The organism is Chitinophaga eiseniae (assembly GCF_900167135.1).
Classification (GTDB): domain Bacteria; phylum Bacteroidota; class Bacteroidia; order Chitinophagales; family Chitinophagaceae; genus Chitinophaga; species Chitinophaga eiseniae.
In genome coordinates, this window is sequence record NZ_FUWZ01000005.1 from 144,220 (window position 1) to 166,790 (window position 22,571).

Consider the following 22,571-nt stretch of genomic DNA (forward strand, 5'->3'; position numbering starts at 1 on the left):
ATTTTCGGGCCGCCCGTGTTTTGTTATCTTTAGTAGTATTGTTTGACTGACCAACCATATCTTATGTACGTTAACCCCCCGCTCTCGGAAGCGCTTTTCCAGCATATCTGGAAGTGCCGGCTGTACCGGCACGAAGGCCTGGTGACCACCACCGGCGAAACGGTGCAGGTGATCAGCCCCGGTACCCACAATCATCATAGCGGCCCGGATTTTACGGGCGCCCGTATAAAAATCGGCGCCGTTTTATGGGCAGGCCCGGTGGAGCTGCATCTGCGCTCGTCTGACTGGCACCGGCATGGCCATGCCGGCAATGCGCAGTACGGGCATATCATTTTACACGTCGTGTATGTGCACGACCTGCCCGCCGGCATTGGCGGGCATATACGCTGCCTGGAGCTGCAGCCGTATATCTCCAACCTGCTGCTGCAACGTTACGAGGAACTGCGAAAATCGGCCGCTTTTGTCCCCTGCAGCACCCATGCCGGCCGCGTGCCGTCGCTGGTATGGACTTCCTGGCAGGACCGCCTGCTGGCGCAGCGCTGGGAACGCCGGCAGCAGGAGCTGCAGCACTGGTTGTCGGTCAACCGCCACGACTGGGAAGAGACCTGCTACTGGGCAGTGGCCCGCAGTTACGGCGCGCCGGTCAACACCCCGGCTTTCCTGGCCCTGGCACAGTCGCTGCCCTACCGGCTGCTGCAGCAGTACCACCACCGGCCGCTGGCCACGGAAGCGCTGCTATTCGGGCAGGCGGGCATGCTGGAAACGGTATTTTCCGACGTATATCCTTTGCAGTTACAGCAGGAATACCGCCGGCTGCGGGAAGAACACCGGCTGGAACCGTTGCCGGCACATAGCTGGCGCTGGCTGCGGATGCGCCCGTCTTCTTTTCCCTCTATGCGCATAGCCGCCCTGGCAGCGCTACTGCAACGCAGCCGCCGGTTGTTTACCGCCATGCTGGAAGTGGCAGCGCGGCGGCAGCTGGAACAGCTGTTTTTCGTACCCCCTTCTTCGTACTGGCACACCCACTACCGGTTCGATCACCCCGTCAGGAAGGCACGGCAGCCGGGAAGGCAGGCGCTGCACGCCGTGCTGATCAACAGCGTATTGCCGCTGATGCACCTGTACGGCCGGCAGGGGCAACAGCCCGATTACCAGGAGCTGGCACTCAGCCTGTTGCACGAACTGCCACCGGAAGACAACCATGTCATCCGGGAGTGGGGACAGCTGGGCGTGGCGCCCGGACAGGCACTCGGCTCACAGGCCATGCTGGAGCTGAAACAATACTATTGTGAACAGAAAAGATGCCTCGAATGTGCAGTAGGGACGCGAATCCTCACGCAAAGCGGCTAAGAGAGCAAAGAGCGCTAAGCTTTTAAGATTAATTATGATTAATTAAGATTTAATAAGAAAAAACAAAGGAGCGGAGATCATATTTTAACCTCCGCTCCTTTGTTTTTTCTTATCAATCTTAGAAAACTTAGCGCTCTTTGCTCTCTTAGCCGCTTGGCGAGAACAGCTACCAGTTGAACGTGATCTCCTGTTTGATGTCCGGGTGGATGCTGTGGGCTACCGGGCAGGTATGGGCGGCCCTTTCAAGGATCGTCCTCTCTTTTTCGCCGAGATTGTGGCCGGCCGGCATGTCAAAAACCACGGTGATGCCGGTGATGCGGCGTGGGTCGGTGCCCATGATCTTGGTGACGCTCACTTTGGTGCCTTCGATGTTCCATTGGCTATCCCTTGCCTTGATGCCCATGATGGTGAGCATACAGTTGCCCAGTGCGGTGGCTACCAGGTCGGTAGGGGAAAAGCGTTCGCCTTTGCCCTGGTTGTCTGTCGGGGCGTCGGTTTCAATCACAGAGCCGGATTTCAGGTGCGTAGCGGTGGTTCTCAGATCGCCGTTATAAATTATTTCAGCTGTTGCCATAGTTTTTATTTTTAGGAGATGTTTTAGCGGTTTGATTTCAACCGTAAAATAAATGTATTTTTAGTAGATCAGGAATACCGGAGAAGATGGCCTGGCAAACTCAAAAAAAATTAGGTACGTTTGTAATATTAATATAACAATACCTTTGTTCAAGCGTTTATTTATTACAATAATAGCCCATTCACTGTGAAGAAATTATACATCATCCTATTTTTAGCAACCATCAGCGGCGGGTTGTACGCACAGACAACAGGCCGGGAATCTACGTCCTCCTCAAAAAAAAGCGAAAAAGAACAGCGTAAACTGAAACGGATCTCCGTTTTCCGTGAGCAGGAAGAGGGGGAGAACCTGTTCCAGCGCGACTTTTCCGTGGGCGCCCGTCTGAATACCGATGGCTGGTCCGGTTTTGTGGAAATGGGCTACCGCAAGAGCCGGAAGGTGGTGAATTATTTCCAGTTTGAATTCGCGGAGAAAAAGGACCCCAAGGAAACCAAGCGCCAGGGTACCGGCGGCAGCGGCTTTTCCTTTACCGAAAGGCCTTTTATATATGGTAAAGTGAATAATTTCTACCAGGCCAAGCTGGGTATCGGTCAGCGCTACCTGATCGGGGGCAAAGCCAATAAAAACGGGGTGGAAGTGGACGCCATTTATTATGGCGGCCTTACGCTGGGGCTGCTCAAACCCTATTATGTCAACGTAAAGAGCCAGGACGGGCCTGAAAGGGAAGTAAAATACGACCCCAACAACCCGGACAATAACTTCCTCAAGGAAGACAAGATCATCGGCGCCGCCGGTTTCGGTAAAGGATGGAGCGATCTGAATTTTGTACCGGGACTGCACGCCCGGGCCGGTCTCCGTTTCGACTGGGCCCATTTCAATGAAATTGTCAGCGCCCTTGAGGTAGGCGTGAATGCCGAAGTGTATTCAAAAAAGATACAGATTATGGCAGAACAGAAAGATAAACAGTTCTTTTTTAATGCATATGTTAGCTTGCAATTTGGTAAGCGCTGGAATAGGAGATAAGTGTTAACTTTGTTTTTTTAAAGAAAGGAGTTAACGATGCAAGAACTACCCGTTATAGCAGCAGAACCAGCCACCACCAGAGTGAAGAAGCCAGACTGGCTGCGCGTTAAGTTACCGATAGGCGAAAACTACAAACAGGTAAGAAACCTGGTAGATACCCATAAATTACATACCATCTGCGAAAGCGGCAACTGTCCTAATATGGGCGAGTGCTGGGGCGCCGGCACGGCCACTTTCATGATCCTGGGCAATATCTGTACCCGCAGCTGCGGCTTCTGCGCCGTGGCCACCGGCCGTCCGGAAGCCGTGGACTTTGATGAGCCCCAGCGTGTAGCCGAGGCCATCTACCTTATGAAGGTAAAACATGCGGTGATCACTTCCGTAGACAGGGACGAGCTGAAAGATGGCGGTTCCATTATCTGGGCCAATACCATCAACGCCGTAAGGGCGCTGAACCCACAGACCACCATGGAAACCCTCATCCCGGACTTCCGTGGCCAATGGGAAAACCTGCAGCGGATCATTGACGTGGCACCCGAAATCGTTTCCCATAACCTGGAAACAGTGGAACGCCTCACCAAACAGGTAAGGATACAAGCCAAATACCACCGCAGCCTTGAAGTGATCCGCCGCCTGAAGGAAGGAGGGATGCGTACCAAGAGCGGTATCATGCTCGGACTGGGAGAAACCAAGGAAGAAGTGGTACAAGCCATGCAGGACCTCTACGACAACGGTTGTGACGTAGTAACGCTGGGCCAGTACCTGCAGCCTACTCCCAAACATTTGCCGGTAGTCCGCTTCGTACATCCGGATGAATTTGCCGAGTTACGCGAGATCGGTTACAACATGGGACTCGACTACGTAGAAGCCGGACCGTTAGTAAGATCTTCCTATCATGCAGAGAAACATATTTTCAGCGGTCGTAATAAAGGATGACCGGGAAAGAATTTCAAGTAATTGTTAAAATCCACCCAATGGGTGGATTTTTGTTTGGAGAAGGTTATCTTAGCGCCTCAATTTTAATTTTACCTAAGTAACAGATCACCTGTTACCCTACCTACTTCGCTGTTATTGGATGTTGTTCAAAAGGTCAAACCCGCCTGTGGACTATGCCACGGTGTTACCTGAATAAGCAGCAATTTATCGAACCTGCCTGTTTTCCTGCGATTGCAACATGTCGTGGTCATTACTGAATACGGTTGACTATGTGCAGAGGAAATCTTTAGCATTAATGAGCATGAACACCTGTAGCGGGTGCGCTTGCAGATGCTTTGTGCTCACGATTGGTACAATGAAGAACTGAATGACAAAAGCCTTTTATGAAAAGAGCATTTTATTTTTTGGCAGCCGCTTGTGGGATCATGTTATCGCCACCGCTGTATGCGCAGCAACCGGCCGATTCCGTTTTAACCAGCGCCACGCTGCAGGACTGTATCCGGTATGCCCTGGCCCATCAGCCCGTGCTGAAACAATCACAGCTGGATGAAGCCATCACCGACAGGACCGTCAAAAGCAAGCTGGCCGACTGGTATCCTCAGATCAACCTGGACTACAACATCCAGCACTACCTGGAACTGCCCACCTCCATTTTTGGCGGTAACCCAACCAAAGTAGGTGTGGCCAACACGTCCAATGCGGCCTTTGGACTTAACCAGAACATCTTTACCCGTGACCTGTTACTGGCCTCCAACACGGCCAAGGCTGTACGAAAACAAAGTAAGCAGAACACCGTCCGTAACCAGATAGACGTGGTGGCCGATGTCAGCAAAGCTTATTATGACATTCTGCTGACCAACCAGCAGATACAGGTACTGGATGAAGACATCATCAGGCTGGAACGCAGCCTCAAAGATGCCCGCAACCAGTATGAAAGCGGTACTGTGGACAAGATCGACTTTAAGCGCGCCAGCATCTCGCTGAACAACGCACGCGCCCAGCAGAAGTCAGCCCGCGAATTGCTCACCGCCAAACAAGTGTACCTTAAACAACTGATGGGCTACCCGGAAAGCGCCGGTAACGTACCATTGGCCTATGATACTACACAGATGGTGCAGCTGGTGACGGGAGAAGACACCACGCTCACTTCCAACTATCAGAACAGGATCGAGTATCAACAACTGCAAACACAACAGCGCCTGCAGAAAGCAAACCTGCAATACAACAAATGGAGCTTCCTGCCCTCTGTGTCAGCTTTTGTGAATTACAACTTCGCCTGGCAGAACCAGACCTTCAGCAAATTGTACAGCACCGATTATCCTAACTCGCTGCTGGGGCTGAAACTGTCGCTCCCCATTTTCCAGGGCGGCAAGCGGATACATAATATCAAAATGGCCGAGCTACAGCTGCAGCGCATCGATTGGGATTTCGCTACGCTGAAAAACCAGATCAATACACAGTACGCGCAGGCGATGGCTACGTATAAAAGTAACCTGAACGATTTCAATACGCTGAAAGAAAACGTGGCGATGGCGCAGGACGTCTATAATATGCTGCAACTGCAATACAAGGAAGGCATCAAGACTTACCTCGATGTGTTGATCTCAGAGACAGACCTGCGCACGGCGCAACTGAGTTATTACAACGCTATGTACCAGGTGCTGTCCAGTAAGATAGACCTGCAAAAAGCATTAGGAACCTTAACTGCTAATTATTAAATGGTAACCGGATCGGATATGAAAAAAATGAACCACTTTGTCTTAATCAGCGCTACCGGCCTGTTGGGCTTCGCCGCCTGTAAAGGGCCAGCCCAGAAAGGAGCGCCAGCCATGCCCCCTACATCGGTTAATATTACGGAGGCATCCGAAGCGCCGGCCGTTTATTATGATAAATTCCCCGCTACCGTCACCGCACTGAACAACGTAGAGCTGCGTTCCCAGGTAGCCGGTTTTATCACCGGCATCTTCTTTAAGGATGGTGAAGTTGTGCAGCAAGGAAAACCCCTGTATGAAATAGACCGCCGCAAATACCAGGCTGCCTATCTTCAGGCAGAAGCCAATATCGCCAGTGCGAAGGCTAACTACAACAGGGCCAAAAAAGATGATGAACGTTACAAGCGCCTCGCAGAGCAGGATGCGGTAGCCCGCCAGATCCTGGACAATGCGGAAGCATCCCTGGAAACTACCCGCAGCGCGCTGGCAGCGGCAGAAGCCAACCTGGCGGCTGTTCGCACCGATCTGGACTATTCCCTCGTAAAAGCGCCGTTCACCGGCCGTATCGGTATCTCCCAGGTAAGGCTGGGCGCCCAGGTAAGCCCCGGCACTACGCTGCTGAATACCATCTCCAGCGAAAACCCGATCGCAGTGGATTTTGTGATCAACGAAACAGACCTCTCCCGCTTCGCTGCCCTGCAGGGTAAAAGCATTGGCGCCGGCGATTCCACTTTCCGCCTGCAGCTGCCCGATGGTACCATGTACCGGCATGGCGGCCGCATACTGGCCATCGACAGGGGCGTAGACAACCAGACCGCTACCGTGAAGGTGAGGATCGAATTCTCCAATCCTGAAAATCAGCTGAAAGACGGCATGAGCTGCGTACTACAGGTACTCAACGAGCAGTCCGGCCATCGCCTGCTGCTGCCTTATAAAGCCGTTACCGAACAAATGGGTGAATACTTTGTGTTCGTGGCCAAAGACACCATCGCCGTACAGAAAAAGGTACACCTCGGACCGAAGATCGCCGATAAAATCGTGATCATGGACGGTATTCAGGCCGGTGATAAAGTGATCACCGAAGGTTTCCAGCGTCTGCGTGACAGCGGCCGGATACAGATAGGAATGCCACCCGCACAGGGCGCGCCGCAGAAGAAATAGTTTATTAGTAGAATCAACAGCAGAAACTCATGATTGCAGATACTTTTATAAAAAGGCCGGTGACCGCAATAGTGATCTCTATTGTACTCGTGCTGGTAGGGATACTGGCGATGATGAACCTGCCCGTAGGGCAGTACCCTGAGATTTCGCCCCCTACGGTACAGGTAACCGGTAACTATACCGGCGCGGATGCGCAGACGGTTGAACAAACGGTGGCCACGCCCGTGGAAGTGCAGGTAAACGGTACCCCCGGTATGACCTACATCTCCACCAACAATACCAGCAGCGGCCAGATGAGCATGACGGTCAACTTTGAAGTTGGCACCGATATCAACATCGCAGCGCTGGACGTGCAGAACCGTGTAGGTATTGCACAGCCTACCCTGCCACAGGAAGTACAGCGTTTAGGTCTTACCGTTAGAAAACGTAACCCCAGCATCCTGATGCTGGTAGCCCTGTACTCACCCAAAGGCACACACGATATTACCTTCCTCGACAACTACACCAACGTGTATGTGAAAGACGCGTTGCTGCGCGCCAAAGGGGTCGGCGATATCTTCACCCGTGCGGACGATTTCAGTATGCGTATCTGGCTGAAGCCCGATAAGCTGGCGCAGATGGGCGTTACCGCCGAAGATATCCGCGCCGCACTGGCCGAACAGAACGCGCAGATCACCGCCGGCTCCGTAGGTGCGCCACCGCAACAGACAGGGCAGACTTTTGAGTACAATATCTTTACCAAAGGCCGTCTGACTACGCCGGAAGAATTTGGCAATATCATTGTCAAAACCCGCCCGAACGACGGTTCCCTGGTATATCTGAAAGACGTGGCCCGCATTCAGCTGGGCAAGTTCAACTACGCCGGTAACAACTATGTAGATGGTAAGCGTGCCGCCTACCTCCTGGTGTACCAGGCGCCCGGCAGTAACGCGCTGGAAACGGCAGCTAACGTGACCGAGGCCATGGAGCAGCTGAAGAAACAGTTCCCCAACGATGTGGCGTACGTAGTGCCGTTCGAGTCAGTGTCTGTGGTGAAAGTGTCTATCGAAGAAGTATTGCACACCCTCGTAGAAGCCCTGATACTGGTCGTGATCGTGGTGTTCCTGTTCCTGCAGAGCTGGAGGGCTACCCTCATCCCGATCCTGGCGATCCCGGTGTCGATCATTGCGACGTTTATCTTCTTCATCCCGCTGGGCTTTACCATCAATACCCTGACGCTGTTCGGTTTCGTACTGGCCATCGGTATCGTGGTGGATGACGCCATTGTGGTGGTGGAAGCGGTGCAGCATAATATCGACCACGAGAAGATGTCGCCGAAAGACGCTACTATACAGGCAATGAAGGAGATCTCCGGACCGGTGATCGCTATCGCGCTGATCCTGGCGGCGGTATTCGTGCCGGTAGGCTTTATCCCCGGTATAGTAGGGCGGTTGTACCAGCAGTTTGCGATCACTATCGCTATCTCCGTACTTATCTCCGCTTTCGTGGCGTTATCGCTCACACCGGCGCTGTGTATGCTACTGCTGAAACCTATGCACCTGGATAAAGACTCCAAAGGTCTCAACAAGTTCTTCTATAAATTCAACCGCTGGTTTAGCCATACCACTTCCCGTTATTCTATGGGGGTGAAAAAGAGCATCCGGTATGCGCGTTTTGCGCTCGTTATCCTGGTGTGCATCTTCGTAGGTACGTTGATGTTGTTTAAAGCCAAACCGACCGGCTTTATCCCCACGGAAGACGAGGGCCGTCTGATCATTACCTTCGACCTGCCGGAATCCTCTTCCACAGAGCGTACGGTAGCCGTGATGAGCCAGATGATGAAAGACCTCGATGAAACGCCGGGCATCAACCACTATGCGGCATTGGGCGGCCTGAACGCGGTGAACTTCTCCACCAAATCCAACAGCGCCACTATCTTCTGTTCCCTGAAACCATGGAGCGAGCGTAAAGCCGATTCTCTCCAGATCTTCGGGATGGTAGCAGCGGTACAGAAAAAACTCAGTAAGTACAAGGAGGCCAATGTGGTGGTAATTCCGCCGCCGGCGATCCCCGGTCTGGGCCAGACTGCCGGTTTCTCCTTTGTATTGCAGCAGCGTGGAAGCGGCGATATCAAAGCCTTTGAAGGCGTATTGCAACAGTTTGTTGCGGCGGTCAATAAACGCCCGGAGATAGCGCGCGCCTTCTCCTTCTTTACGGCACGTACTCCCGGTTACCAGCTGGACATCGATCGTGAAAAGGCCAAGAAAATGGGCGTGAAAATTTCCGACATTGCCACCGCGTTACAGACCTATATGGGTAGTGCCTATATCAACGATTTCACCGTTTACGGCCGTAATTTCCGTGTGGTAACGCAGGCGGATTCCTCTTATCGCGGAGATATCAAAAACCTCGGTCAGTTCTATGTGCGCAATAGTTCAGGTACCATGGTGCCGCTAAGCGCGCTCACTTCCTATAAAGTGATTGAGAATGCGCCGGTGATCTCCCACTATAACCTGTTCCGCTCCGCGGAAATCAACGGTAACCCTGCTCCCGGCTATAGTAGTGGCGACGCTATCAATGCGCTGAAGGAAGTAGCGGCACAGGTGTTGCCGGAGGGTTATGGATATGAGTTCTCCGGCCTGAGCCGTGAGGAGATATTATCCGGTTCCAAAACCGTATATATCTTCGCGTTATCCATCATCTTCGTGTTCCTGTTTCTGGCGGCGCTGTATGAAAGCTGGTCTGTACCGTTCTCCGTACTGCTGGCTGTGCCTATCGGCGCTTTCGGGGCTATTACGGTCCTCTCGTTCCTGCCTAAACTGAGTAACAACGTTTATGCGCAGATCGGTCTGATCACGCTCATCGGTCTGTCGGCCAAAAATGCCATCCTGATCGTGGAGTTTGCCAAAGAACGTGTGGATAGGGGGATGGACCTGGTGACCGCCGCCGTGGAAGCAGCCAAGCTGCGTCTGCGTCCGATCATCATGACATCACTGGCGTTCCTGCTGGGCATCATGCCGCTGGTAGTATCGTCCGGCGCCGGCGCCGAAGCCCGTAAAACCATGGGCTGGACCGTACTGGGTGGTATGTTCACCGCAACGTTCCTGGCCATCTTCATCGTACCGGTGCTGTATGTGGTTATCACGCGACTGGCATATGGTAAAGAGAAGTTGCGGAAGATGAAAGAGAGTTATCAGGCAGTGCCCGAACATGACATACAAGGCAAGCTGTAAGTAGTAAGTACATCATATGGCCCTCATTGATTTTATATCAATGGGGGCTTTTTTATGGGTATTATCAGAGATTATCATTGTCTTCGGGGGATTCGGGTTCTATCTGTTGCAACTGCCATTCGGTATAACCTACCATGTACATGGCGCCTACTACAACAGCGCCAACGGTGATGTACCAGAACCAGTCTGTCTGGCTGTCGAAGAAGAGGGCGCAGGCGAGGCCGGTGGGGATCAGGATGATACCGATGCGCCGGGAGATGTAAGCGGCGTGCTGGTTGGCCGCCTTCCACATTTCCGGGCTGCGGGACGCGAGGGCACTACGATAGCCGTACCATGATCTGATGCTCTTAGGTGGGTAACGCCGGATAAAATACCCCATGAAGACGAAGATTATCCCTGCGAAAATAGCTGCATTACAATACGTGGAATGCACGAAATTCATGAACATGGGAGAGGGGTTTGGTTACTATAAGTTACGAAAAAATAATGGGGACATAAAAAAAGCTCCTGATAGGTTCAGGAGCTTTTTTATGATCATGGTTCAGGTGATTAGTGTTTGGTAGAATCGGTTGCCGGTTTTTTCTTGCCGAACAGGCCGTTGAGCGTGTTTTTCACTGACTCGCCGGCTTGTTTGCCTACATTTTCCAGTGGTTTGCCACCGGTTGGCGCAGCAGAATCTTTTTTACCGCCCAACTGGTTCTTCAGCTCGTTTTTCAGTGCGTTGACAGCGTTGTTTTTGATCTGATTGACAGAGTCGCGTACCACGTTTTTCACGGTATCAATTTTATTTTTCACCAGTTCCGTCGCCTGGTTTTTCAGGTTGTTGGCGCTTTCTTTCAGGTCTGTTTTGAGAGAGGGTTTCATGATATTGCCGGCCATGAGTACCTGCAGGTGTACGCTATCGCCCAGATTAACCGGGATGCCTTTGTTCTGTGCCTGCGACACGAGGTTATTCACCAGGTTGTTGCCGGCGGAGCCCATCAGGCTGCGGGGCAGGGCCAGTTGCAGGGTGTAGTCCAGCGACTGGTCGAAGCCGTGGGAGCCGGCGATGTTCATGGAGACACCGTTGACCGTCACTTTGAACGGGTTTACTTTTACGCGGCCATTTTCAAAGGCGAAATAGTTTTTGATATCGCGCAGGGAGATGTCTTTCAGCTGGGAGATATTGAGCGTGTTGGCCAGCTGGTCCACTGGTGCGAACTGTTTCAGGAAGCCTTGTATCAGCAGCAGGTTACCGTCGCCGGTGAGGGTATTGAGTTCCGGGCTCATGTCTTTGCCCAGTTTGCCGTGCATCTTCAGCTGCGACGTGATTTTGCCTGACAGGAACTTACCGATGGGCATCAGTTTCTGTACGGTATTGAAGGTGTTGAAAGTTTGTTGTACGTCCAGGTTCTGCACATCGTAAGCGATGTTGATGTCCGGGTTTGTTTTGCTGTTTTTGGTGCTGTAGCTGCCGTTGATTTCCATGGTGCCTTGCAGGGCGTTGGCTTTCAGCTGTTGCATGGTCACGGTTTCATCTTTCACGAGCAGGGCGCCGGTGACATTTTCGAGTACTGCTTTGTCATATAATACTTTACCGATGGCGGTTTGCAGGCTGATGTTGAGGTTGCCCGGAACGGCGAACGGTGTCAGGGAAGCGGAGTCAGCTTTAGCGGGAGCGGCTGTTTTGCTGTCTGCCGGGGTGGTGGTGGCGCCCATGAATTTATTCACATTTACCTGGTCGGCTTTAAAGTTGAGCTTACCGTCGAGAGGCGCATTTTTAAACGTATAGGCGAGCAGGTTATTCACTTCTCCGTTGGCTTCGAAGTTGCTACCCAGGTATTGGCCGCTGAGGTCTTTCACGGTCACGTTTTTGGGGTTGAACTGAAGGAAGAGATTTTTTACGTTGACGCCATCGGGATAATCCTTGCTTTTGTACAGCATATTGCTGAGTTGCAGGGTGCCGGCGGCGTAGAAACGATCGTATTGTTGTTTTTCGATGGCGCTCATATTGCCTTTGGCAGAGATGTCTGCGTCGAGGAGGCCGTTGAGGGTGGTACCTGCTTCCAGTTTCACGAACTGGGTGACTTTGGAGAGGTCTATTTTCCCTTTTGCGGCACCGTCCACATACATGTCGGATACCGGTGTTTTCACCAGCAGGCGCAGGTCCAGCGGCGTGTTGTCCATTTCCAGGTGTGCGGTAGGCATATCTACGACGGTATGGTCAGGTACGCCGTCAGGGTTGCTGACTTTCATGGCGATCTGGATGTTTTTCACTGGTTTGGGCAGGTCAGGATATTGGAAGAAGCCGTCTTTCACGTTCAGGTCCAGTCCGAAGGCCGGCATTTGTACCGGGGAGTAGTTGCCTTTTACATATCCGCCGAAGGCAGCGTTGCCGCTGGTTTTAATTTTATCGAAATCAGCTTTGTAGATGGCCGGAACGAGGGATAATATATCCTTGAAGTTGGTAGAAGGGGCTTTAAAGCTCAGGTCCATGCCATAGGTGGAGTCGTTCACCAGTTTAAAGAAGCCCTGCAGGGCCACTTCGAGGCTGTTGAGCGCAGCTTTGCCTTCTTTCAATGTGTACGTGCTGGTGGTATTGTCTATCTGAATATCGGCGTCCAGCTTGGTTTTTACGCTGGAGAGGTAGGGGATGGGGCCGTAGCGGAAGGTGATACCGTCTGCCCTGGTGCTGGTGGACAGGGTGAACTGGTCTTGTGTGAAATCGCCTTTTCCCTGGTGGGTGAGGCCATCGACGATCAGCTGCATATTGCCTTGCTGATCGTCGTAGTTGATCAGCGCATCTTCAATTTTATATTGCTGCAGGCTCAGGGCGAAGGTGGTTTTGCTGGTGTCCGCCGGGTTGGCCTGTGTGGTATCGGGTTTGGTAATGTTCCAGTTGGCGGCGCCGTTTTTATGGACAACGGCGTATATCCGTGGGTTGATAAGGGCCACGTTATAGATGTCCATTTTACCGCCTTTGATGACGCTCATCAGGTTGAGGGCTACGTCAATCTGTTTTACCGCCACGAGGGTATCTCCTTCAAATTCGCCGGTACCGGTTACCTGGAGCTCGTCCAGCCCTACGGCCAGCCGTGGGAAATGCCGGAACAGGCTGATATCCACGTCTTTAAAGTCTACCTTGGCTGTCAGGTGTTTGTTGAGCTCTGTTTTTACTTTGGCGATGATCTTATCCTTAAAGAAATAAGGAATGGCGATAGCCGCCAGCATAAGTACTACCAGTGTAACCGCTACAATCTTCAGGATTTTTTTGAGCATAGGTTATCTTTTGAATTTTATGAATGTGAAGGTAGTTGTTTCCGGGAAAGGAGCAAAGCCTTCGGGGGAGAACCTGGCAGCTTCCTGCCATTTTTACTATTTTTGCGGTATTCGTGAAAATATCAGACGTATGACACCAGAAAGGAAGGAGCGGCTACTGACCACCCTGAACAGGCGGCAGGCCAATTTAACCGTTGTATTGGAAGATGTGCAGGACCCGCATAACGTTTCTGCCGTATTACGTACCTGCGATGCCGTAGGTATCCAGGATGTATATGTGATCAGCACCATGGCCCCGCGCCAGAAAAAATGGGGACACAGAAGCAGCAGCAGCGCGGCTATGTGGCTGACGATCCATCAGTTTGACAACGTTGAGGAATGTGTGACAGCACTGCGGGCTAAATATGACAAGATCTTTACCACGCATCTGTCTGCAGATGCCATCAGCCTATATGATATCGACTTCACCGGCTCTGTAGCGCTGGTATTTGGTAATGAACAGATGGGCGTCAGTGAAAAAATCAGGTCACTCTCAGACGGCAACTTCATCATCCCGCAGATGGGGATTATAAAATCGCTGAATATCTCCGTGGCCTGCGCCGTGAGTATCTATGAAGCCATGCGCCAGAAAACACTGGCAGGTCATTACGATAAGCCCGGCCTACCCCCCGATCAATACAATACCCTGTTGGAACAGTGGGGGTATCCGATACATGAGGAGGGGGAATAAACCCCTCTTTTTTATTTTAATGTATCTTTAGGCAAATACCTGTACCTGATGAGTGTTGTTAACCTTTATTCCCGTGAAGAAATATTTTGCCCTGATTGCCTTTGTTTTGATGCTTCAGTTGTCCTGTCAGCAGCGGGAAGTTGTTTGTGCATCCGAAAAGGAAGAAGTAACGAAGTCGCTGTATGACAGTACCGCAAAGCGTTATGATAGTCTCTGCAAAGTTGCAATGGGGAAAAACTGGGTTATCGGATTCTTATTCAAATCGAAAGAAAAATATAGAATGAAAATATTGATGGCTGATATGTTTGAAGATACCTGGGTGAGGGCGAATAAACCGAAAGAAGCGATGGTGTTAATTTTGAGAAAGAGCATTAAACGGTCTTTTGATTCCATTGCTTTTTCACGGTATAATATATCGATGGATGGGCGTATTCGGTGTTTTGTTGCGGTAGATTAAATAGAAAATATGAGTACTTATTATTTGAAGTGTTTTGATGGAAATGTCTTTTTTGATGCCACTATTCGCTCAGAAAGAAATGGCAGAAAAGTAATCCTTGTATTAGAGACTGACCGTATTCATTTTACCGCTGAAGACCACTTTCCGTTCCTTGCATTACAAAAGATACTATTATACCTGGAAGATCAGGGAGTGAAGCTTCTATGCAACGGTGCAAGGATTGATGTATATCCATCCGGATTCTTCATGGAGAGTTTTTTAGCTTACAAGCTAGTTATGGGTAAGGTGGCAGAGGCGGTGGACCTCGTTAATGTTTTGAAAGCAACAGATGAATTGGAACGAATAGGAACGGTATCTGATCAGGAAGCATATTGGCAAAAGTGGTTAAAAATGGGTAAGGAACGTTAGCGCGTTGATTAATAGTTTTAAGCAAGTAACAAATGAATGAGGAAAAGCTGGTTCAGGAAGAGATTCGTCATATAGAGAACAATGCTACAAAGTTATATAGCTATCTGTACGATCTGTACTATATGGGTCGTATAAAAAATGTATCCATTATAGAGAAATTCCTGGCTTCCTATTTGGATGATAGACGCCCTGCGATAAGACGCGTCGCTATCTATGGACTGTTGTTTGGATTGAAAATTCGACATGAAAAGTATAGGTCAGTTGCGCTTCGATATATTAACGATCCCGACAGCGATTTTGATTTAAGAATGTTTAGTTTGTCCGGTTTGTCGCAGGCATACATGGGTACTTCGGATGTAGAGCTTTTGAAGTTTTTTTATTCATTTTACAGTCGGGATGAAGACGCTGATATCAGGGTAACTTGTTTTGCAGGAATGTTAAGAATATTGGGCTTAAGTACGGTGGAGATTACAAGAATAAATGGGAGTGTGATTATTATGGAGGATGATATACAAACGAAGTTTTTTGCCAATCAGCTTGATGAGATTAGAGCGATTATTTCAACATAGCAGGCGATTGGTATCCGTCATAAAGTAGGCCTTCACCACCTTAAAAAATGAATCATAGTGGGAGCTTTTAACATGTTGTTGTTAGATAATTTATCCTGTCCTGCCTGTAAAACAAACCAGGACTGGGTCATTCAGTTTAAATATGGCCTCTGCAGGCAACTGGAGTATCGACTGTTTGATGCAGTGGAATGGGCAGGTTATATGGATACAGGCGATACTACCGCGAAAATTGTGTTGGTGGAAGGTATTGCAGAAAATGATTGCAGCAGTTGTGGACAGGAAGTATATGCCAGGATATTTGTGGATGATAACAAGATAGTGGCGGCCAGCCTGGTGATAAAGCCGATTTGGTTTACAGCTAGTGATGATGGTGACTATATCATCATCAATAAATAGTAGAAATTTTTTTTGGAAATATTTTGTAATCTGGAAATTATTGTATCTTTATTGCGACCTTGAATTTGTAACCTAATAAATTACCTATACCAGAATAATGTATTGTTAACTTCTTGCGAAGGTTCGTTATGCAGGAAATCCAATCAAAATGAATTGAATTGTATGTGTACAGTAATCCTGTATTCATCATAGCTAGTCTGTGAAATTAAATGTTATCGTTATTTAGTCGTGCCTGGCCTGAAAGCCGGTCTGACCGGTCGTTTCATCCCGTTAGTGACAACGGGTGAATGCCTGGTGTAAATATCCATGTACCATGAAATATGTTATACTCTGTTTGTTTGCCCTACTGACGCTGTGCCAGGTAAGAGGCCAGTCGAGCCTGATGGTGAAACGTGATACCGTCGCTGTCCGCAATGCTGAATTGCTTATTCAAAATAGCACCCGGTCTGTGCCTGGTGTACTGTTTAATAACGGCAATGGATATACGGAATTTAGAAAAATAAGACTTGAGAATTTAGGAGATACTGCGCTTGCCGTCACCGGACAGGACACGGTTCGTTTTAAAGTCGGTCTGAGTACAGGAGAACCATTTCCGCTGGTGTTGTCTGTACGGTCCCTGAATGCTTCCCAGCAACAATTAAAATGGTGGAAAACGCCGGATGATCTGTATAATGCGCCCCGCGTAGGCATCCTGGGAGGCAGTCAGGGAACCGGCGACTATACCGATATCCCGGGCAACGCTATCTCCGGCAGGTTAACCAGCTACATTGCCGCTGTAACTACCGGTGGTACAGTGACCAACTATAGCTACCCCGGGTATAATACCCGCAAGATGATGCCTAACGGTGCCAATCAATGGGTGGATAACAGCCGTAATATTACCAAAGCGCTGGCGGATGGCAATAAAATTATCATCCTCGTAACGCCCAGTAATGACGCAGACCCTAACAGCCCTTATGGTGGGGCAACATCATTGACTGAAACAATGGCTAATATTGCTGCCATCGAAGATGCCTGTGACAAGGCAGGCGCCACGCTGTTGCTCTTCAGTGGCTTTCCCCGTCATGATTTTTCATCTCAGCCCGCACGTATACAACAACTGGACCTTAGTAACCTGCTGCAGAAGAAATTTGGCGCGCGTTGCGCTTACGTTTATAAACTGCTGGAAGACCCGGCGAATCCATATCAGCTGAATCCACTGCTGGAACGCGGCGATCATGCTCACCTCAATGCACAGGGCGCAGCGGTGGCTTTTGCCGTCCTGCGGGATGTATTGACCGGCTACTTTACTTCCAATACATCCATTTCGAAATATGTATTACAACGGACACTGTCTCTCAATGCTCCCTTTACGGAGTCACAGGTATTTACCGCACCGAATGTTAACTACGTAAACATCGGGCTGGATAACAACTTTTACCGTATCCGCTATTTTAACAGGGATGGTACCTGGTCTTCGTGGAGCAACGTTGTACAGGGACTGGGCAGCGGTACAGGCGGCCCCTCTGTGGAGGCTGGCCCGGACCAAACCATCCTGTTACCGGCAACACTGTCCCTCTCTGCTACGGCCAATGACCCTTCGGGTAATATTACCGGCTATGTATGGACCAAGCAGTCAGGCGGCGCTGCCGCTATTACCTCGCCTAATGCCGCCCAGACAACGGTTACCGGCCTGGAAACCGGCGCTTACGTGTTCCGTTGTACCGTTACCAACAACGCTGGCGCACAGGCTTATGATGAGGTAAACGTGACGGTGATCAGCGGCTCCGGCAATCGTATGGCGAAATTCAACTTCAGCCCTTCGCCGAAAGCAGTGACAGGCTATGTTAACCTCTATGGTCATCCCCATCAGGGTGTTATCTCGCAGACAGACCCGGTTTCCGGAATAGGCCTGAACACCGTAGCTGCCACGGCCTGGGCACCCAATGGCACCATGTCGGCCGTAGATAACCTCACCGTCGTGAATGATGGCGGCGGCTTCGTTGTAGACCAGGCCACCCTGTCCAGCGCTTTCTTTACGGCCAACAATACCGCGGTGAATAACCTGCAGCTCACCGGGCTCACACCTGGCAAACTGGCGAAGATACTGGTCACCGGTAATGCCAGTTCGTCTCCCCGCTATACCAAAGTCGCCATCGGCAGCGATGTGAAGGAATACAATGCTACCGGCAACAGCAGCAAAGCTGCCCTGTTCGACGATGTCCCTGTGCCGGCAGACGGTAAGATCAATATCGCCATGTTTGCCAGCACCACCTCTTCTACACCGTTTGGTATCGCGGCGGTAGTAACGGTAGAGGAGAAAACAGGCCAGGCACCGGTGAACCAGCCACCGGTAGTCAACGCAGGCAACAGCCAGACTATCACGTTGCCGGCTACACTCACTCTGTCAGCGACCGCCAGTGATCCTGATGGAACGATTGCCAGCTACACCTGGACAAAGACATCCGGCGCCAATGCGCAGATCACTACCCCTAACGCTGCCACGACGACTGTTACCGGGCTTACAGGTGGTACTTATATGTTCAGATGTACCGTGACAGATGACAAGGGCGCTACTGCCTACAGCGAAGTACAGGTGACAGTGATCAATCCGAACATCAGCAGAACGGCCAGCTTTAACTTCAGCCTCGGTAGCAAACCGGTACCGGGATTTGTGAATGTGAACGGTCATCCGCACCTGACCGTGCTAAACGGTACCAGTCCTTCCGGCATTGGAATCAATACCATCGCGACGACTGCCTATGTGCATAACCTCAACGAAACAGCCAAAGACAACCTGAATGTAACAGACGACGGCGGTGGTTTTATCGTTCCGGCGCAAGCTCTGGCCAATGTCATTTTCACCGCTTCATTCACACCCACGGATAACCTACAGGTGACCGGACTTACGCCAGGGAAACACTGTAAGATCATACTGACGGCTAACGCCGTGTCATCACCAAGACTCAACAGGGTCAGGATAGACGGAAATGTGGTGGAGTTCAACGCTGTGCAAAACAGTAGTAAAGCTGCGGTATTTGATAACCTGGTTATCCCCGCAGATGGTAAGATCAATATCGCATTTTATGCAAAAGATGCCTCTTCTTACGCAGGCCTTGCATCTGCTGTTATTATCGAAGAATATGTAAACTGATAATAGCGCCTTGTCCGGCGATTTTTGCCGGACAAGGTGTATTAAATAGAATAGTTTTCTGAAAAATGATTTTGTTATCATCTAAAAATATCTACCTTTGAATGCGGCAAGAGAAATATAGAATTGATAACGGAATTGCCTATACCAGATATGAATTTTATGATTGTCGTTTAGATTTATCCTAACCAGATATACCTGAATTTTGAAAACTTTATTGGCTTGTTTGTTTGTTCCCATATTGTTCGTCATGCCCGTACATGCCCAGTTAAACGTGTTCAAGGGTGCATTTGTGAATGATACTGGATACCTTATCCTCCGGCAGGGTTGTAAAGCGCCCTTTTTTATGCCTGTGGAACTTTACGGAAAGCGGGATTCGATAACTGCGCCCGTAGCCAGGAAACGTATGCCCGTTAAGGTTATACCTACGCTGCCTCGGACGCCATGGATTACCATCCACGGCAATGTTTCCTATGATCTGTTTTATCAGTCGAATGTTGATACTCCCTACGTAGAGCATGACATCTATCAGCATACTGTGCAAACCGTACTGGACCTCACTGTAAAAAACAGATATCCGTTACACCTGACTTTCAGTACACAAATGGGAAACTCCAGTTTGTTCAGAAACATTACCGGTATCAATCTGCAATACACCAACCGCGATCTGAAACAGATGTTGCTGGCGCGTGCCCGGGAGTGGGACGGCCGAAAACTGAAACAGCTGCAGGAGCTGGAAAAGCTGCGGTCCGCGATCTCCGGTATCGGCGCTAACTTGTCCGCCCTCCGCGGATGGTTGTCGTCGCAGGCGCAACTGCAACGACTGGTGGAAGAGAAAGAGAAAAATTTTTATGGTATAACCGATTCTGTCAGGCAACTGGCGGCCGGGCTGGGAAATGTAGATCAGTGGCGGAATAAACTAAAAATAGATCCCAATCGAATCGCGGACAAGTGGAAGCTTCAGGAGAAGATAACGGCGGTTAAAGACAGCCTGAAAAATAAGCTGCCGGAAAATACTTTCGAGGCCTATTACCACAAAAAACAACAGGAAGCGGATTCGCTAACCGGTAGGTTGGTGATAGCAGAAAAAAAATATCGTGAGCTGAATACAAAATACGGGCAGAGAACCGCCTCCCTGGTGGATGCTATCACTCACAGCAAAACCAATGGGGAACTGGTGTCAGCACTGGACCGGATGAACCTGCCGGACAGCATGCTGCCTAAAGGATACCGGACACTCTTGTCTGTCCGCTCTTTCGGCATCGGCAGAACGATGGTGAACTATTCGGAGCTGACCGCAAAAGATATCAGTATCACCGGTGTGCAACTGGAATATAACCCTTCCTTTTATCTGGCGGTAGCATCAGGCGCGGTAGACTACCGTTTCCGTAACTATATCGTAAAAGAAAACCGGGGCCGTCAGTACCTGAACCTGGTACGCGCAGGCCTGGGTATGAAAGAAGGTAACAACGTTATCCTTACTTATTACACCGGAAAAAAAGACCTGTATAATATGAATACCCAGGGGGCAGACCCTGCCACCTACGCTGGTCAACACATTATGGGCATAGCCCTGGAAGGCCAATGGCGGCTCAATCGCGCTACCTGTATCACCGCTGAAATGGCAAAGTCGTCGATGCCCTATTACGCGAGAGCTGCTTCGCATGAATCGCCTTTTAACAGTATGTTGAATTTCAGCTCCCGCCACAATGAGGCTTATGCCCTGAAATTCAGTACAGTCGTGGAAAAGACACAGACGAATATCAGTGGTATGTTTAAGCAGATGGGACGCGATTTCCAGTCGTTCAGTTTGTATACCACCGGCTCCAGGCAGACGGCCTGGAACATAAGGATAGATCAGCCTTTTTTCAGGCGGCAGCTGACGATCAGTGCTGCCATTCGGAAGAATGACTATGTGACGTATATGATGCCGGCCAACTATCATAGTAATACCGTCTTCAAAAGCCTGCAGGCTACATGGCGGAAAAAACACTGGCCGGTGATCACCGTCGGTTATCAGCCGTCTTCACAACTGATGAAACTGAGTGATGATTATTTTGTGGAGCATCTGTTTTATACATTGACCGGCACCGCCAGCCATTATTATAGTTTGGGTGGCATTAAAATGAATAGTGTGATATCCTATTCGCAGTTTTATAACCGGCAAACAGACAGCAACTTCGTCTACTTCAACAGTAAAAACCTGATGGCATCGCAGACGCTTTTCCTTGACCGTTTTACATTGAACGGACAGTTGTCGGCAGCGGTAAACCAGGAGTACGGCTTATACGGCGCCGGTGCTGACGTAAGCTGGAAAGCGCTTCACTGGCTGGAGCTGGGAGGAGGAATGAAATATAATCGCCAAACGGTGTATGGCCTGTCGCTGCTGGGATATTCCGGTCATTCCAAATTCCGGATACCCTGGATCGGAGAGATCGGGCTGTATGCAGATAAGGGCTTTATACCAGGGGCCCATAAAAAACTTGTCACGAACAATACTGGTAGAGTAACCTATACCCGGACCTTTTAACTGATTGTATGCCCAGAAAAATTTATGCCCTGTTGATCTGTATGGGCCTGTTTCTGACCGAAACCTTTGCGCAGGTGAGTATGACCGTGCAGCTGCCGCCGGTAGGTGTGCTGGTGAAACCACAACTGTGGAACCTGGTGCTGGTGAATGCAGGTAACAGACCTGCGGCTGTACGTGTGTTGCTGCGTTTATCGGATGCGGGCACCACGCAGCCTGTGCTGACAGCCGTTACCAGGACCGTGGTGCTGACCCCGGGCGCTAACCAGCTACAGGAGAAAGACCTGGCGCCGGTACAATATGAATATCTCGTGATGACCACAGACAGAAGGCCGGAGGGGTTGTTGTCGCCTGGTAGCTACCTTGCCTGTTACAGTGTAGTGCTGGATGGAGATAAAGCCGGCCAACCGGCGACAGAGGATTGTATTCCATTTACCGTGGAGCCACTTAGTCCGCCATTGCTGAATATGCCGACCGATGCTTCCGTGCTGGAACAACGGCTGCCGCAATTTACCTGGATACCTCCTGCACCGCTGCAATTGTTTACGGACCTGAATTATGAACTGGTGGTGACGGAGAAGAGAGAGGGGCAATCAGCTGCGGAAGCGGTACAGACTAATATCCCCGTATATCGTGCATCCGCGCTGCGACAGATATTTGCAGCTTATCCTTCCGGTGGCGTTCCACTGGATACCGGCCGCACGTATGCCTGGACGGTGAAAGCCTATAACGGACGGCAGTTTGCAGCACAGACTGAGATATGGACGTTCCGGTTGAACAGTAAAGCCCTGATGCCGGCGTATAATAGTCCTTATGTGTCCCTGAAAAGAGAAGTGGACGGCGTAGTGACCAATTGCGGTAATGTGCTGCGTTTCGCTTATACGAATGAAACTGCGGAAGCGGATACCCGTTACAGTATCATATCACTGGACAACGGCAACCGTGAGATCATGTCTGGCACTATCACGCTACAGCCGGGAAATAATCTGCTGGAGCTGAAGCTGCGCAGGAGCGGTAAGCTGAAGACAGGTGCATATTATGCACTTATCCTGCAGAACTCCCGCGACGAGCGGTGGAGAATGAACTTTACCTATAACCCTGAAGAAAATACAGCGACAGAATAAAAGA

General features: G+C 50.3%; 17 protein-coding genes. 14 read left to right on the top strand and 3 right to left on the bottom strand.

What is annotated here, in order from left to right; genetic code table 11:
- Positions 1–63 precede the first annotated feature (63 nt).
- Positions 64–1,350 carry a DUF2851 family protein gene (locus tag B5D63_RS26755; RefSeq protein ID WP_078671937.1) on the top strand — a complete coding sequence of 429 codons (1,287 nt, stop codon included), beginning with the start codon at positions 64–66 and terminating at the stop codon, positions 1,348–1,350.
- Between the two features lie 166 nt (positions 1,351–1,516).
- Here the strand turns inward: B5D63_RS26755 and B5D63_RS26760 are convergent, their stop codons facing one another.
- Positions 1,517–1,924, bottom strand: a complete 408-nt coding sequence (locus tag B5D63_RS26760) for an OsmC family protein (RefSeq protein ID WP_078671938.1) — start codon at positions 1,922–1,924, stop codon at positions 1,517–1,519.
- Positions 1,925–2,110: 186 nt separating this feature from the next.
- Here B5D63_RS26760 and B5D63_RS26765 point away from each other — a divergent pair, with 186 nt between their 5' ends.
- The 5 genes from B5D63_RS26765 to B5D63_RS26785 all read left to right on the top strand — a co-directional run bounded on the left by B5D63_RS26765 (position 2,111) and on the right by B5D63_RS26785 (position 9,968).
- The gene (locus B5D63_RS26765; protein WP_078671939.1) at positions 2,111–2,947 is read left to right on the top strand and encodes a hypothetical protein; all 837 of its coding nucleotides are present in this window, start codon (positions 2,111–2,113) and stop codon (positions 2,945–2,947) included.
- A gap of 36 nt (positions 2,948–2,983) precedes the next feature.
- Positions 2,984–3,883 carry a lipoyl synthase gene (gene lipA / locus B5D63_RS26770; RefSeq protein WP_078671940.1) on the top strand — a complete coding sequence of 300 codons (900 nt, stop codon included), beginning with the start codon at positions 2,984–2,986 and terminating at the stop codon, positions 3,881–3,883.
- Positions 3,884–4,266: 383 nt separating this feature from the next.
- Positions 4,267–5,601, top strand: coding sequence for a TolC family protein (locus tag B5D63_RS26775; protein WP_078671941.1), 1,335 nt, complete (start codon positions 4,267–4,269; stop codon positions 5,599–5,601).
- Between the two features lie 18 nt (positions 5,602–5,619).
- Positions 5,620–6,756, top strand: a complete 1,137-nt coding sequence (locus B5D63_RS26780; RefSeq protein WP_078672354.1) for an efflux RND transporter periplasmic adaptor subunit — start codon at positions 5,620–5,622, stop codon at positions 6,754–6,756.
- A 29-nt stretch (positions 6,757–6,785) separates the two neighbouring features.
- Positions 6,786–9,968 (top strand): efflux RND transporter permease subunit, encoded by a 3,183-nt coding sequence (locus B5D63_RS26785; RefSeq protein ID WP_078671942.1) that lies wholly within the window; start codon positions 6,786–6,788, stop codon positions 9,966–9,968.
- Between the two features lie 64 nt (positions 9,969–10,032).
- On the opposite strand, the gene B5D63_RS26790 is transcribed toward B5D63_RS26785, so the two are convergent.
- Together B5D63_RS26790 and B5D63_RS26795 are read right to left on the bottom strand one after the other, a co-directional pair.
- Positions 10,033–10,347: an SdpI family protein gene (locus tag B5D63_RS26790; RefSeq protein WP_235021635.1), complete on the bottom strand. Its 315-nt coding sequence runs from the start codon at positions 10,345–10,347 to the stop codon at positions 10,033–10,035.
- 170 nt (positions 10,348–10,517) lie between these two features.
- Positions 10,518–13,226 carry an AsmA family protein gene (locus B5D63_RS26795; protein WP_078671944.1) on the bottom strand — a complete coding sequence of 903 codons (2,709 nt, stop codon included), beginning with the start codon at positions 13,224–13,226 and terminating at the stop codon, positions 10,518–10,520.
- A 130-nt stretch (positions 13,227–13,356) separates the two neighbouring features.
- Between B5D63_RS26795 and B5D63_RS26800 the strand changes: the two genes are divergently transcribed.
- From B5D63_RS26800 to B5D63_RS26835, 8 genes are all read left to right on the top strand, one after another.
- Positions 13,357–13,956: a TrmH family RNA methyltransferase gene (locus B5D63_RS26800; RefSeq protein ID WP_078671945.1), complete on the top strand. Its 600-nt coding sequence runs from the start codon at positions 13,357–13,359 to the stop codon at positions 13,954–13,956.
- A gap of 73 nt (positions 13,957–14,029) precedes the next feature.
- Positions 14,030–14,413, top strand: a complete 384-nt coding sequence (locus B5D63_RS26805) for a hypothetical protein (RefSeq protein WP_143313113.1) — start codon at positions 14,030–14,032, stop codon at positions 14,411–14,413.
- 9 nt (positions 14,414–14,422) lie between these two features.
- A complete protein-coding gene (locus B5D63_RS26810) occupies positions 14,423–14,821 on the top strand; it encodes a hypothetical protein (protein WP_078671947.1) in 399 nt (132 codons plus the stop codon).
- Between the two features lie 32 nt (positions 14,822–14,853).
- Positions 14,854–15,390 (top strand): hypothetical protein, encoded by a 537-nt coding sequence (locus tag B5D63_RS26815; protein ID WP_078671948.1) that lies wholly within the window; start codon positions 14,854–14,856, stop codon positions 15,388–15,390.
- Between the two features lie 57 nt (positions 15,391–15,447).
- Positions 15,448–15,786 (top strand): hypothetical protein, encoded by a 339-nt coding sequence (locus B5D63_RS26820; protein WP_143313114.1) that lies wholly within the window; start codon positions 15,448–15,450, stop codon positions 15,784–15,786.
- 313 nt (positions 15,787–16,099) lie between these two features.
- Positions 16,100–18,919 (top strand): PKD domain-containing protein, encoded by a 2,820-nt coding sequence (locus B5D63_RS26825; RefSeq protein ID WP_078671950.1) that lies wholly within the window; start codon positions 16,100–16,102, stop codon positions 18,917–18,919.
- Positions 18,920–19,262: 343 nt separating this feature from the next.
- Entirely contained in the window at positions 19,263–21,446 is a 2,184-nt protein-coding gene (locus B5D63_RS26830; protein ID WP_143313115.1) for a hypothetical protein, read from the top strand.
- 8 nt (positions 21,447–21,454) lie between these two features.
- Positions 21,455–22,567 (top strand): hypothetical protein, encoded by a 1,113-nt coding sequence (locus tag B5D63_RS26835; protein ID WP_078671952.1) that lies wholly within the window; start codon positions 21,455–21,457, stop codon positions 22,565–22,567.
- Positions 22,568–22,571: the final 4 nt, after the last annotated feature.